The sequence below is a fragment of the Pseudomonas sp. GW822-FHT03F08 genome (assembly GCF_058801265.1).
This window is the reverse complement of sequence record NZ_JBXANC010000008.1, coordinates 298768-312705: the sequence shown is the minus strand read 5'-3', so window position 1 is coordinate 312705 and position 13938 is coordinate 298768. Positions and strand designations below refer to the sequence as shown.

The 13938-nt window shown below is 61.1% G+C and carries 11 protein-coding genes; 8 read left to right on the top strand and 3 right to left on the bottom strand.

Annotated elements, in window-relative coordinates:
- The first annotated feature begins 23 nt into the window (after window positions 1–23).
- From AC1RME_RS21515 to AC1RME_RS21500, 4 genes are all read left to right on the top strand, one after another.
- Complete coding sequence (locus AC1RME_RS21515) at window positions 24–788, top strand: COG4705 family protein (RefSeq protein ID WP_096820633.1); 765 nt, start codon at window positions 24–26, stop codon at window positions 786–788.
- Window positions 789–816: 28 nt separating this feature from the next.
- Window positions 817–1254 carry a hypothetical protein gene (locus tag AC1RME_RS21510; RefSeq protein ID WP_096820632.1) on the top strand — a complete coding sequence of 146 codons (438 nt, stop codon included), beginning with the start codon at window positions 817–819 and terminating at the stop codon, window positions 1252–1254.
- Window positions 1255–1340: 86 nt separating this feature from the next.
- Entirely contained in the window at window positions 1341–2006 is a 666-nt protein-coding gene (locus AC1RME_RS21505) for a response regulator (protein ID WP_096820631.1), read from the top strand.
- Entirely contained in the window at window positions 1982–3331 is a 1350-nt protein-coding gene (locus AC1RME_RS21500; protein ID WP_096820630.1) for an ATP-binding protein, read from the top strand. The genes AC1RME_RS21505 and AC1RME_RS21500 overlap by 25 nt, the downstream gene beginning before the upstream one ends.
- A 14-nt stretch (window positions 3332–3345) precedes the next feature.
- Here AC1RME_RS21500 and AC1RME_RS21495 read toward each other — a convergent pair whose 3' ends face one another.
- A complete protein-coding gene (locus tag AC1RME_RS21495) occupies window positions 3346–5271 on the bottom strand; it encodes a potassium transporter Kup (protein ID WP_425220386.1) in 1926 nt (641 codons plus the stop codon).
- Between the two features lie 215 nt (window positions 5272–5486).
- On the opposite strand from AC1RME_RS21495, the gene AC1RME_RS21490 reads away from it, so the two are divergent.
- Window positions 5487–6380: a LysR family transcriptional regulator gene (locus AC1RME_RS21490; RefSeq protein ID WP_096820628.1), complete on the top strand. Its 894-nt coding sequence runs from the start codon at window positions 5487–5489 to the stop codon at window positions 6378–6380.
- A gap of 6 nt (window positions 6381–6386) precedes the next feature.
- Here AC1RME_RS21490 and AC1RME_RS21485 read toward each other — a convergent pair whose 3' ends face one another.
- Window positions 6387–7538 carry a (R)-mandelonitrile lyase gene (locus AC1RME_RS21485; protein WP_096820627.1) on the bottom strand — a complete coding sequence of 384 codons (1152 nt, stop codon included), beginning with the start codon at window positions 7536–7538 and terminating at the stop codon, window positions 6387–6389.
- A 17-nt stretch (window positions 7539–7555) separates the two neighbouring features.
- Complete coding sequence (locus tag AC1RME_RS21480) at window positions 7556–8611, bottom strand: alpha/beta hydrolase (protein WP_096820626.1); 1056 nt, start codon at window positions 8609–8611, stop codon at window positions 7556–7558.
- Between the two features lie 242 nt (window positions 8612–8853).
- On the opposite strand from AC1RME_RS21480, the gene AC1RME_RS21475 reads away from it, so the two are divergent.
- From AC1RME_RS21475 to pvrR, 3 genes are read left to right on the top strand one after another with little or no spacing between them, the layout of a single operon-like run.
- Window positions 8854–9810, top strand: coding sequence for a fimbrial protein (locus AC1RME_RS21475; RefSeq protein WP_255261917.1), 957 nt, complete (start codon window positions 8854–8856; stop codon window positions 9808–9810).
- A gap of 54 nt (window positions 9811–9864) precedes the next feature.
- Window positions 9865–12684 (top strand): ATP-binding protein, encoded by a 2820-nt coding sequence (locus tag AC1RME_RS21470; RefSeq protein ID WP_096820714.1) that lies wholly within the window; start codon window positions 9865–9867, stop codon window positions 12682–12684.
- Entirely contained in the window at window positions 12671–13858 is a 1188-nt protein-coding gene (gene pvrR, locus AC1RME_RS21465; RefSeq protein WP_096820625.1) for a response regulator cyclic di-GMP phosphodiesterase PvrR, read from the top strand. Before AC1RME_RS21470 ends, pvrR begins: the two co-directional genes overlap by 14 nt.
- The last annotated feature ends 80 nt before the right edge of the window (window positions 13859–13938 follow it).

Here is a 13938-nt window from a genome sequence, read left to right as displayed (position 1 = left end):
TGCTCAGGAGAGGCATCCCACCCATGAAACCCGCCATAGCCGACTGGCTCAACAAAGTACCCGAAGTGACGCTGTCCTTCTGGGTGATCAAGATCCTGTCCACGACCGTGGGTGAAACCGGTGCCGACTTTCTGGCCGTGGATGCCGGATTCGGCGCAGGCCCGACCAGCCTCGGCATGGCCGCGCTGCTGGCCATTGCGCTGTTCGGTCAATTGCGTACCAAAGCCTACACCCCCTGGATCTACTGGCTGACCGTGGTGCTGGTGAGCATCGTCGGCACGCAGATCACCGACATCCTGACCGACATGCTGGACGTCAGCCTCTACACCAGCACCGCTGTGTTCTCCGTATTGCTGGTGGTGAATTTCCTGGTCTGGTACCGGACGGAACGCAGCCTGTCGATCCGCGAAATCGTCACCCCGCGTCGAGAACTGTTCTATTGGGCCACGGTGCTCTGCACCTTTGCCCTCGGCACGGCCGCCGGCGACCTGGCGACCGAAGCGCTGGGCCTGGGCTTCACTGTCGGCGCCGTCATCTTCGGCGCACTGATCGCCGCCACCTTCATTGCCTGGCGATTGGGCGGCAACACGGTGCTGACATTCTGGATCGCCTACATCCTGACCCGCCCCTTCGGCGCGTCCCTCGGCGACCTGCTGACCCAGGCCAAAACCTACGGCGGCCTTGGTATGGGCGCGACCTGGACCAGCGCGATCTTCCTCTGCGTCATCGTCCTGCTGGTGACGGCCGCGCAAATCAGCACCGGCAATCGCAAAGCAATCACTGAATAAACCTTCAACTGTTCATCAAGGAATCGTCATGCGCCAGATTCAAAACCTCATTCGTCACGTCGCCATTGTCTCGTCCATCTGCCTGCTGAGCATTGCTGCCGGCTGCTCGAAACCGGCAGACAAGCCTGCTGCAAACGCCGCTGAGGGAGCAGTCAGCACACAAGGCCAGGCTGCATCCAAACTGGGGGATCTGTCCGAGTTCCGCACCATTGCGGCCGATGTCGCCGCCCTCGTCGACAAAAACGACCTGCCCGGCGCCAAGACCCGCATCAAGGATCTGGAAACCGCCTGGGACTCGGCCGAAGCCGGGATCAAGCCGCGTGCTGCCGGGGACTGGCACATGCTGGACAAGGCCATCGACCGCTCGCTCGACACCTTGCGTGCCAGCGCCCCGCAACAGAAAGACTGCAAGGCGCGGATGGACGAGTTGCTCAAAGCCTTTGACTCGCTGAAGGGCAACGCCTGATCCGGGGCCGGACAAACTCTTGCACAGATGCTTCAATACAAGCGCGACGGCCCAGCCCGTCGCGCTATTTTTTTGGGGAGCGGGTCATGCGGATATTATTGGTCGAAGACGATCCGATGATCGGCGATGCCATCCAGGGTGCGCTGAACGACGCCAGTTACGCCACTGACTGGGTGAAAAACGGGCTCACCGCACTGGCCACGCTGGATACCCAGCACTACGACCTGGTGTTGCTGGACCTCGGCTTGCCCGGCAAGGACGGACTGGACGTGCTCGACAGCATTCGCGCTCGCAACAACCCGGTGCCGTTGCTGATCATCACCGCCCGGGACGGTCTCGACGACCGCTTGCGTGGCCTCGACGGCGGTGCTGACGATTACTTGCTCAAACCTTTCGACATGGCCGAATTGCTGGCGCGGATGCGTGCGGTGTTGCGGCGCAAGGGTGGCAGCGCCCTGTCGTTGCTCGACAATGGCGTGGTGTCGCTGGACCTGGTGTCCAAACAAGCCACCACTGCGGAAAACGCGGAGGTGCAATTGTCCAGCCGCGAGTTCGCCCTGTTGCAGGCCCTGTTGATCCGGCCGGGGGCGATCCTCTCGCGCAGTGAACTGGAAGACCGGCTCTATGGCTGGGGTAACGAAGTGGAAAGCAACGCGGTGGAGTTTCTGATTCACGCCCTGCGACGCAAACTCGGCAGTCACGTCATCAAGAACGTCAGGGGAATGGGATGGATGGTTTCAAAAGGCGCCTGAGGGATTCGGTGCAACTGCGGCTGTCGGTCACGCTGTCGCTGGCCATCCTGATCGTCGCGCTGCTGGCGGCGGTTTTCGCCTTCGTCTCGGCGCTGGACGAGGCCCACGAAATGCAGGACGAGTCCTTGCGCCAGGTGGCGGCCCTGTTCGACCGCCAGCAAATGACCCTGCACTACCCCGCCGCTCAGGCCGTGGATGACGACAACGAAGAATCCCGGGTCATCGTGCAATACCTGGCCGACGGCAGCCAAGCGGTCGGCAACGATGACGCCCTGCTGCCACTGCCCTTCCCCACGACCCTGTCCGATGGCCTGTCGACCTTGAGGGTGGCCGGTGAAGACTTCCGCGTGCTGGTCAAAACCACGGCCCGTGACGAGCGCATCGTCGTCGCCCAGGAAACCGGCGTGCGCGACAAGGAGGCCCGCGAAAGCGCCTGGCGCAGTCTGCTGCCGTTTCTGATCCTGTTTCCGGTGCTGTTGCTGGTGGTCGGCGATCTGGTGCGCAAGATGTTCCGCCCCATCGCCATGCTCTCGGCCGATATCGACCAGCGTGACGAACAAGCCCTGCACCCGATCGACGAAAGCCATGTGCCGAGCGAGATCCGGCCGTTTGTGGTGGCCATCAACCGCCTGCTCGCCCGCGTCGCCCAGTCCGTGGACAACCAGCGGCGTTTCGTCGCCGATGCGGCCCATGAACTGCGCTCGCCCATGACCGCCCTGTCCCTGCAGGCCGAACGACTGGCCGCCACGGAAATGCCAGCAGCCGCCCGCGAACGCCTGTTGCCGTTGTCCCGGGGCATAGAGCGCAGCAGGAACCTGATCGATCAACTGCTGAGCCTGGCCGCCGCGCAGTCAAATTCCAGTGCAGCGCCGAGCACCGTTTCAGTCCTGCACATCTATCGGCGGATTCTGGAAGACCTGCTGCCTCTGGCGGACCGCAAGAATATCGATATCGGCGTCGAAAGCAGCGAGGACGTGCAGGTCAGCATCAACGAAACCGACCTGCTGATCCTGATCCGCAACCTGGTGGACAACGCCATCCGCTACACCCCGCCCGGCGGGCGTATCGACCTCTCGGTCAAACGGGAGCAAGCGACGGTGGTCCTGCAAGTCAGCGACACCGGCCCGGGGATTGCCGTGGAAGAACAGGCGCGTGTCTTCGACCCGTTCTATCGCAGCCTGGGCACCGATGAGTCGGGCTCGGGGCTGGGTTTGTCCATCGTCAAGGCGATCGCCGATCGCACGGGGCTCAAGGTTGATCTGGGGTTTACCGACGTCAACGAGAACAGCGGACTGTGTGTCACCGTCAGCATTGAGCAGCCCTGAGCCGTTTCCCGTCCTTACATTTCGACCTGCGTCCCCAACTCGATGACCCTGTTCAACGGCAACTTGAAGTACTTCAGGTTGCTGTTGGCATTCTTGAGCAGGAACGCGAACAGGTACTCGCGCCACTTGGCCATGCCGATGCGATTGGTCGGGATGACCGTTTCACGACTCAGGAAATACGTGGTACGCATCGGGCTGAAATCCAGTTCGGCCAAGTGACAAAGGCTCAGCGCCAGCGGCACATCCGGCTCTTCGGTAAAGCCGAAATGCAGGTTCACCCGGAAGAAGCCATCGCCATAGGACTCGACTTCGAAACGACGATCCACCGGCACCCGCGGGCTGTCTTCGGACACCACGGTCAACAGCACCACCTGCTCATGCAGCACCTGGTTATGCAACAGGTTGTGCAGCAGCGCGTGGGGAACCGCGTCGGCCCGCGCCGTCAGGAACACCGCCGTGCCCTGCACGCGATGAGGCGGTTGCGCACGAATGCTGCTGATGAACAACGGCAGCGGCAACGCGGTTTCATCCAGCCGCTCGACGATGATCTTGCGCCCGCGTTTCCAGGTGGTCATCAGGAAGAACAGACCGATACCGGCGATCACCGGGAACGCACCGCCCTGCAGGATCTTCGGCGCGTTGGCCGCGAAGTACAGGCTATCCACCAATAGAAAACCGAACAACATCGGGATCGCCAGCCAGCGCGGCGTCTTCCACAGCAACAGGACGACGGCAGCGGACAGGAGGGTAGTGATCAACATGGTGCCCGTCACCGCCACGCCATAAGCGGCAGCCAGGGCGCTGGAGGATTCGAAACCGATCACCAGCAGCACAACGCCGACCATCAAGGCCCAGTTGACGGTGCCGATGTAGATCTGGCCCTGCTCCTGGCTTGAGGTGTGCTGGATGAACATGCGCGGAACGTAGCCCAGCTGGATGGCCTGGCGCGTCAAGGAGAACGCACCGGAAATCACCGCTTGCGAAGCAATGATCGTCGCCAGCGTGGAAAGCGCGACCATCGGCAGCAGCGCCCATTCCGGGGCCAGCAGATAGAACGGGTTACGCACCGCTTCCGGGTTGCCGAGGATCAATGCGCCCTGACCAAAGTAATTCAGGACCAGACCGGGCAGGACCAACATGAACCAGGCACGGGCAATCGGTTTGCGACCGAAGTGGCCCATGTCGGCGTACAAGGCTTCCGCACCGGTCAACGACAGGACGACCGCGCCCAGAATCGCCACGCCCATGCCCGGATGGACCGTAAAGAAGCGCACCGCCCAGATCGGGTTCAGCGCCTGCAACACCTCGGGACGCTGCAAAATGCCGTAGACCCCGAGCGCGCCCAGCACCACGAACCACAGCACCATGACCGGGCCGAACAGGATGCCGATCCGCGCCGTGCCGTGTTTCTGGATCAGAAACAGCGCCACCAGCACCACCACCGACAGCGGCACCACCCAGTGCTCGATGCCGTCGAACGCCAGCTCCAGCCCTTCGACCGCCGAGAGTACCGAGATCGCCGGGGTGATCATGCTGTCGCCGTAGAACAACGCCGCACCGAACAGTCCGAGCAACACCAGCACTTTGCTCATGTTCGGGTAAGGCGCCGACGCGCGACGGGCCAATGCCGTCAACGCCATGATGCCGCCCTCACCCTGGTTGTTGGCCCGCAGGATGAACAGCACGTACTTGATCGAGACCACCCAGATCAGCGACCAGAAAATCAGCGACAGAATGCCCAGCACACCGTCGTGATTGAGCTGCACGCCGTAGTGGCCGGAAAAGACTTCTTTGAGGGTGTAGAGGGGGCTGGTGCCGATATCCCCGTAAACCACACCGACAGCCGCAACCAGCATGGCTGCGCCTGAGGATTTGGACGGGGAATTTTCGTTGTTTTTACTCAAGGGTCGCGGCTCTCGAACGGCGGGAAGAAGTGGCATGCCATCCTTGGGCAATACGCTGACCGGGGCCTTCAGGCATACAAGGCTGCGGTGCGGTCAAAAAAACGCGGCCAGTATCGATGCGAACAAAATCCTCCACCGTAAAGAATGCGTAAAAAATCGATCTGCCCCGAACTGTCGCGCACGTTTTTAAGGTCGGCTGATTGTTATGGCTGATGGCATAATCGCCAGCAGTTCATAACAGGGGCGCATCAATGTCCGTTGAAAGCTACGACCTGCTCGCAATCTTTTCGGCGGTGGCGCAAGAACGCAGCTTCACCCGTGCGGCGGCAAAACTGGGCATGTCGCAACCGGCCTTGAGCCGGGCGATGCGTCAACTGGAGGAGCGTCTGGGCGTGCGTTTGCTCGCGCGCACCACCCGCAGTGTTTCCCCGACCCAGGCCGGCGAGCATCTGTTGCGAGTGATCGCGCCGCGGTTCGAAGAAATCGATCACGAACTGGCATTGCTCAGCGAGTTTCGCGACAAACCGGCCGGCAAACTGCGCATCACCGCTGGCGAGCATTCCGCGATCACGATCCTGCAACCCGTCCTCACACAGTTGATGCCTGACAACCCCGACCTGAATGTCGAGATCATCGTCGACTACGGCCTGACCGACATCGTCGCCGAAGGCTTCGACGCCGGCGTGCGGCTGGGCGAACAGGTGGCCAAGGACATGATCGCAATGCGCATCGGGCCGGACATGCGCATGGCGGTGGTCGGCTCCCCGGCGTACTTCGCCCGCCATCGCAAACCGCTGATTCCACCCGATCTCATGGAACACAACTGCATCACCCTGCGCATGCCGACCCATGGCAGCCTGCTGCTGTGGGAGTTCGAGAAGGACGGGCAAGCCCTGAATGTGCGAGTCGAGGGGCAACTGGTGTTCAACAACATTGCCATGCGCCTGCAATCCGCGCTCCAGGGACTGGGGCTGGCCTACATGCCGGAAGACCTGGTGCAGGAGCATGTCGCGCAGGGCCGGCTGATTCGGGTACTTGCCGACTGGTGCGAGCCGTTTTCCGGCTATCACCTCTACTACCCCAGCCGACGCCAGAGCTCACCCGCCTTCACCCTGCTGCGTGATGCGTTGCGCTACGGAGGCTGATGCTGCTCAGGGTTGGGCCAGGTGTTTTTCCAGTGCTTCGCTGGCGCGCCCCGCCGCTTCGACTTCTCCGTGTTGCGTCAGCACCTGCGTCAACTGACGCAATTGCGCGCTGCTCAATCCCACCCGCAGGCTGGCCGCAATATGCGAACGCAGCTGCGATTCGGCGCCGGGCGTAGCCGCCAGGGCTGAAACCGTCGCCAGTTCGCGGCTTTGCCAGTCCAGGTTGTCGCGTTCGAAGATATCGCCGAACAGGTGCGTCTGCAGGAACTGGTTGATGACCGGCGCGAAGTCGAACAACGGCCCCTGAACCGGCGCCCCGGCGATACGGGTCTGATTGGCCTTGCCCACGGCCAGCAAGGCGTCGCCTGTCGCCACGGCGTGACCGGGTTCGCGCCCAGGCTCATCGTGGAGGCCGCGATGCTTGCGCGCCTCGACCACTTTCATCAATTCGCCGAGCGCATTGAGGCTGCGTGGAAAACCGGCGTAGGCATACAACTGCACCAGAATTTCCTTTGCCTCGCTGACCGTCAGCCCGGCATCCAGCCCTTCGTTCAAAGCGGCGTTGAGACGCGGCATGTTGCTGCTGGCCATGGCCGCGCCAATCGGCACGATCGCCTGCTGCCTCGCGGAGAGCACTTCGGAGACCGCGACTTCTGTCGGTGCTGCCGGCGGAACCGGCCGGTCTTCGGCGACTTTCTCCAGCCACTCCACATTCTTGCCGTTCACGGAGCCGGTCACCGCCAGATGGGTCATGGTGCTGTTGGGCGCGGCGCCATGCCAATGCTTGACGCCCGGCGGGCAGACGATCACATCGCCCGGGTGAATGTCCTGCACAGGCTTGCCCCACTCCTGGGTCTGCCCGACACCGGAAATCACCACCAATCGTTGACCGGCAGGATGGGTGTGCCAGGCCGAACGAGCGCCCGACTCAAAAGTCACGTAAGCGCCGGACGCATTGATTTCACCCGTGTCGTTGAACAGTGGATCGACGCGCACCCGACCGGAGAAATAATCTTCAGGCCCCACGAATGAAGCCTGAGAACCCGCACGTCGGATCTGCTGCGCGTTCAACGGCTCACTGCCGCCGCCCGCGACTTCAGCAGCGCTGGCAAAAGGTGTGGCCGCGCACATGGCGAGGCCCAACAAGGTTTTGTTCATGGATGGCTTCCTTCGAATCAGAGGGTTCGGGCGTAGAACGCCGTCAACTGCGCCATGGCGACATCGACGTAGGCCGGCACCCAATAGGTTTCGATGTGCGTGGCACCCTCGATTTTGAACAGGGTCTTGTCCTGGGTCCCGGTGGCCTTGGCGAAGGCCTGCTCCGACATGTACAGGCTGTCGGCCTTGCTGCCAGCGATCATCAGCAACGGCTTGTCGATCAGCTCGATCTGGTCCGTCGCATCGAAACTCATCAGGTCCAGCAGGCTGCTGAGGGTGTAACGAAAGGTCGAGTTGGGATGCGCGTGGGTCTTGCCGTAATACTCGAAGCCCTGGCGGTACAGGTCGAACGGCAATTTGGCGATCTGCTCATCGGTCAATTTGGCATCGCCGACGTATTGGATCTCCCCGCCGGCGGCTTCTTGGGCGCGGGCGGCCGAGGCTTGCTGCAAGCGTTGCTGGATCGTGTCGAGTTGCGAGTCCTGATAACCGTTGCGGCGCACCAGCCCGGAATTGAACATGCTCACCGTGGCAATCGAGCGGAAGCGTTTGTCGGTCTGCGCAGCCTTCAACGAGTAACCGCCACCGCCGCAGATGCCGAGCAAACCCAGATGAGCACTGTCGACGCCGGGGTAGCTGGCGATGAAGTCGGCCATGCCGTGAATGTCTTCGACGCGGTTGGCCGGTTTGTCGATGTTGCGTGGTTCTCCCCCGCTCGCGCCTTGATAAGCGGCATCCGCCGTGATCGTGATGTAGCCCTGATCGGCCAGACGCTGAGCATAAAGACCGGCGACCTGTTCTTTCACCCCACCATTGGGGTGCGCGACGACAACGGCGGGATAGTGCCGGGCCGGGTCGTAGTTCGCGGGGGTGTAAACGTTGGCGGAAATGGCCAGGCCATTGAGCGTGTAGGTCACCGGATGAATGTTGACCTTGCCCGGCTCGTTGCGGGTGATCGCGCCACCGTAAGTCAAGGTGAACGGGTTCTGCCGGTAATCCGCCGCCTCGACCTCAGCGCCTGACATTCCGATCATCGCGGCCAGCACCCCGGCCTTCATCGTGGTTCGCATCATTTGCCTCTCCTTTCCATCAATACGGTATGGAGAGGCAAACTACCCTTCGACGATTGATTGATAAACGGCACTAATTGGATAGCACTGATATCAAAATCACATAAGTCCAGCAAATCAGCGTACCTGCCCCGGCAAACTAGGAATCGCCTGATGTCCGGCGCTGTCCACGGCCACTAGAGTGCGTGGCTCCTCTATCACCGTGTGGCGCCGTCAATATGGAACGACCCGACAAACAGCGACGAATGCGCGTTTTTTCAAACATTGCCTGCGTCATGGCGCTCGTCTGGGGTTCGGGCGCCATGGCCGCGAACTGTGCGTTTACCTATTCGGATAAACACAACACGACAGTGACCCTGAATTTCGGCGCCAACGTGGGGGCGGACAGTTTGACGGTCCCCCAGGACGCGCCCATTGGCACCATCATCTACCAGCAATCGCTCAATGCGGCGGAGCACATCTTTACCTGCACGGCGGCCACACGCTACGGATTCGCCGTGAACCCTGCTCTGGGAGCGCCCGTCGACGCGACCTATCCCCTGGGCAAGACCGGACTTTCATTTCGTGTCGGCACCCCCAACCCGAACATCACCTACATGCCTCCGCCGTTCAATATCGGCTCAGGCACTTACACCACCAATGGCGGGAACTACACGCTGGAGATCTTCAAATCCGGCGAACTGTCGCCGAAAAACGAGATTGCCGCCGGCTTTCTCGGCAACCTGCAAGTCAGTGATCTGGTGTTCATCAAGTTCAACCTGCTCAACCCGATTCACTTGAATACCGCCTCCTGCCAGACCCCGTCCGTGCCGGTGGCGATGGGTGACGACTACCGTCTGGAAGAGTTCGAAAAGAGCGGCGCGACACCGCGCGTGATCAAATACAACATTGCCTTGAACCAGTGCCAGCGCGGCATCAAGAAAGTGACCTATCAACTCAAGGCCACCACCACTGTCATCGACTCGAAGAAAGGCATCGTGGCGCTGAATGCCGAGTCCACAGCCAAAGGCATCGGCCTGCAGTTGATGAACGATGCGGGGCAACCTATCGCACTGGACACCAATTACCCGTTCAACGGCTTCAACACCACCGACACCGACTTCAGGATTCCCTTGTCCGCGTCCTACTACCGCCTCGCCGAAGGCACGTTGAAAGCGGGCACGGCGAACACTGCCGTGACCTTCATCATGAGTTATCTGTAGTCATTTAAGGATCGTCTTATATCGATCGAACTCATGCCTGCCTACAGTGCGGGCATGAGATTGAAGTCGTACCTGCATCAAATCAACCCGATCCTTTCCACCCCGAATGCGGCGCGGCGCTTGTTGCGCATTTTCGCGCTGGTGTTGCTGATCGGCATCCTCGGCGGGGTCTATAACTTTCTGTTATTCACCTTCACCAACGAACTGTCCCGGCGGCGCGGCTACATGAGCAGCGCCATCGCCGAAGCACATACCTTTTTCACCACTCGCGAGGCGTTGCTCGAAAGCCTCAGCCTGTCGGCCACGCGCAAACCCGCCACCACACCACCGGCCTCCGATGAAGAGATTCATCTGCTGCTGGGCAACACGCCCGGCAAGCAGTGGCGTATCGGCCTGACCCAGCGCATGCGTGATTACCTGGAGGACAAACAGGTCAACCTCATCTACGTCAGCAGCGGCACCGATGCAAACGTCAAGCGTCTGTACACCGCAACACCGATGCCAAAGAACTTTCCCCAGGCCATGCTCAATCGCCTGGAGACGCTCAAGCGCGAGAACGCCCCCGCACTTGAAGAACTGTGGCTGACACATCAATCGGCCCGGCATTCACAGCTGTACATTTTCATTCGCCTCGACGAGCGCGACACGAGTTCCGGCTGGCTGGGACTGGAAATGGACGGCCGCAAAGTCTCCAACGCGCTGAACGATCAGAGCGCGGGTGAGTTCATGATGTTTAACGCCCAGGGCATGTTGCTGTTCACCAATAGCCAAAGCACACGCTTGAGCCAGAATCTTTTGCAGCTTCAGCGTGAAAACTTCTTTGGTCTGGTCGGCGAAGGCTGGTTGCCCGACCATCTGGTGATTCGCAAGCAACTCAAGTCATCGGACTGGCAACTGGTGTACTCCATCGAATTGCGGGCCTTGCTCTCTGCGCTGGCATCGCAACTGATCGGCGCCCTGCTGTTCTGCCTGCTGAGTATCAGCCTGGTATGGCTGCTGATCCGGCGCATGGAGCATCGCTTCATCAAACCGACGATCCACCGCATCCAGGCCGTGGTCGAAAGCGAACTGTTCAGCCGCGACGTGATCCAGACAGCCCCGGTGGCACTGTGTGTTTTGCGCCGCACCGATGGCCAGGTGGTGCTGGAAAACACCCTGTCCCAACAATGGCTGGGCCAGGGCGATGAACGCGAGCAACTGTGTCCCGAATGGATTCGCAGAGCCTTCAATGGCGAAGCATCGCCCCTCACCGACTACTTCGAAACCGCCGATGGCCGCCATCTGTATCTGAGCTGCGTGCCCACCCGCTACAAGGGTGAGGACGTGTTGCTCTGCACCTTCAGTGACATCAGCGCGCGCACCCAGATCGAAGAAGCGTTGCAACAGGCACGCCAGCTCGCCGACGCCGCCAATGATGCGAAGACGTTGTTTCTGGCGACCATGAGCCACGAAATCCGCACACCCCTGTATGGCGTACTGGGGACTCTTGAATTGCTGGCGCGCACCACCCTGGATGTGCAGCAACGCGACTACCTGCGGGCGATCGAGGGTTCATCGGCGACGCTGTTGCAATTGATCTGCGATGTGCTGGACGTGTCGAAAATCGAAGCCGGGCAACTGGCGCTGGAACTGAGCGAGTTCTCCACCCTGCAACTGGTGCAAGAGGTGATCCAGGGTTATGCCGCCGCGGCACGGGGCAAAGGCTTGCAGTTGTATGCCTGCCTGGACCCGCAACTGCCGGAACGGGTCATCGGTGACGCCACGAGAATCCGCCAGATCCTCAATAATCTGCTGAACAACGCCGTCAAATTCACCGACTCCGGGCGGGTGGTCCTGAGGGTCAGGCTGCTCTGTCGCGAAGGCGAGCGTGCCAGCCTGCAATGGCAGGTCTCGGACACGGGCAAAGGCGTCACCCAGGACGATCAGGCGCTGATCTTCAACCCCTTCTATCAGATCGACGGCAGCACCAATGTGGTGGCCGGTACGGGGCTTGGCCTGCCGATCTGTCAGCGCCTGACCCACTTGATGAATGGCAGCATCCGCATGGTCAGCGAGTTGGGACTGGGCAGCAGTTTTTCCCTGGACCTGCCACTGGAAGAACCCTCGGGCAGCGCAGTACAAACGAATCTGAAAGGATTGCTGCAGGAGATCGTCTACGTGGTGTCGCCGATCCGCGAGCTGGCCGAAGTCATCAGCGGCTGGCTAAGACGCTGGGGCGCGCGCCCGCAGATCGGCCACCCTCCGCGTCAGGGTTCGTCCTCCCAGAGCATCCTGATCGAGTTGCACCCGGGCGCGTTCGAGCAACGCCTTGAATCCGAATGGACCGGCCCGCTGGTGCTCGCCACTGGTGACGGCAGCCACGAGCCGCAGATCATGTCCGGTGGCTGGAAGGTCAATCTCAACGACCTGCACGCCATTCACCAGGCGGTCAGCCTGGCACAGGGATTGTGGGTGGCAAAACCTGCGACACACGCCGATCCACAGGAGCTGAAACGGCTGAACCTGCACATTCTGGTAGCCGAAGACAACGTCATCAATCAATTGATCCTGCGTGATCAACTGGAGGAACTCGGCTGCACCGTGGTGCTGGCCGCCGATGGCGAAGAGGCGCTGTCGCTGTGGCGCGACGGACCGTTCGACATCATCCTCAGCGACGTCAACATGCCGCGCCTCAATGGCTACGAACTGGCCCGGGAGCTACGTCGCCTGGGCTGCACCCTTCCCATCATCGGCGCCACCGCCAACGCCTTGCGCGGAGAAGCGGCCCAATGCCTGGCCGCCGGCATGAACCACTGCCTGGTCAAGCCGTTCACGCTGCAAGCCCTGTTCAATTACCTGGTGCCTTATGAAAGAGCTGCCCATGAAGCGCTGTAGCATCCTGATTGTCGAAGACCATCCCTTCCAGCATTTGTACTTGCAGCACCTGTTCAGCGAACTGGGTGATTTTCATCTCGAAGCGGCACGCGATGGCGCAGAAGCGCTCGCCCGTCTGCAACGACGTGAATTCGATCTGGTACTGACCGACCTGCTCATGCCCGGCATGGATGGCGTGCAGTTCATCCAGGGGCTGGCCGCCCTGCATGCCCGACCGGCCCTGGCAATCATGAGTGCGACCTCCCGGCGCATGTTGATGGGGGCCAGCCTGGTGGCGCGCAATTCGGGGGTCAAGGTCATCGGACTGATTTCCAAACCGGTGAAATCCACGGCCCTGCGCGACCTGACCGACCAGCTCATGGGTTTGCGCCAGGCCACTCAGCCACTGCCCGTTCCGGGCATTGAGCGCCAGGCCATTCTTGACGCCCTGGGCAATGGTCAACTGCAAGCCTGGTTTCAACCCAAGAAAGCCCTCGCCAACGGGCGCATCGTCGCCGCCGAAGCCCTGGTGCGATGGATGCACCCGGAACACGGTTTGATGCTGCCGGGCCTGTTTCTACCGGCGCTCAAAGCCTTCAATCTGGAGGAACACCTGCTGTGGCACGTATTGGGTCAGGCGATCGAGGCGCAGGCCCGATGGCGCGATCAGGGGTACGACATTCCGGTGTCGATCAACCTGCCCACGCACCTGCTCAACAGCCATGACCTGACCGACCGGATTCTCGAGTTCGTGCACGCCCATCATGGGGTACCGGGAAAAATCTGCTTTGAACTGATGGAGTGTTCGGTGCCACAGGACATCAGCAACTTCTACGCCGGTGCCTGCCGGTTGCGGATCATGGGATTCGGCCTGTCTCAGGATGATTTCGGCAAGGGTTACAGCTCCTACATGAACCTGGTGTCGACGCCTTTTACCGAGCTGAAGATTGACCGGGCGCTGGTTCAGGGCTGCAACGAGAACGAGGAACTGGCCCAGGCACTGACCAGCATTGTCGCCCTCGGACGGCAGTTGGGCCTGACCGTGGTCGCCGAAGGTGTGGAAACCGCGCAAGAGCTTGCTCTGTTGCGTAAAATCGACTGCACTCAGGTTCAGGGTTTCCTGATCTCCCATGCCGTGTCCCCGGATCAGTTCCAGCAGTTGTTGACCCATGACGGTCCGGCTAGCACCTATTGACCCTCAGACACGTGCGTTCCAGCGTCTCTTGCTTCGAGGTCTCAGTGCTCAACCGCTTTGCGCTCACCGGTCGCGTGGCC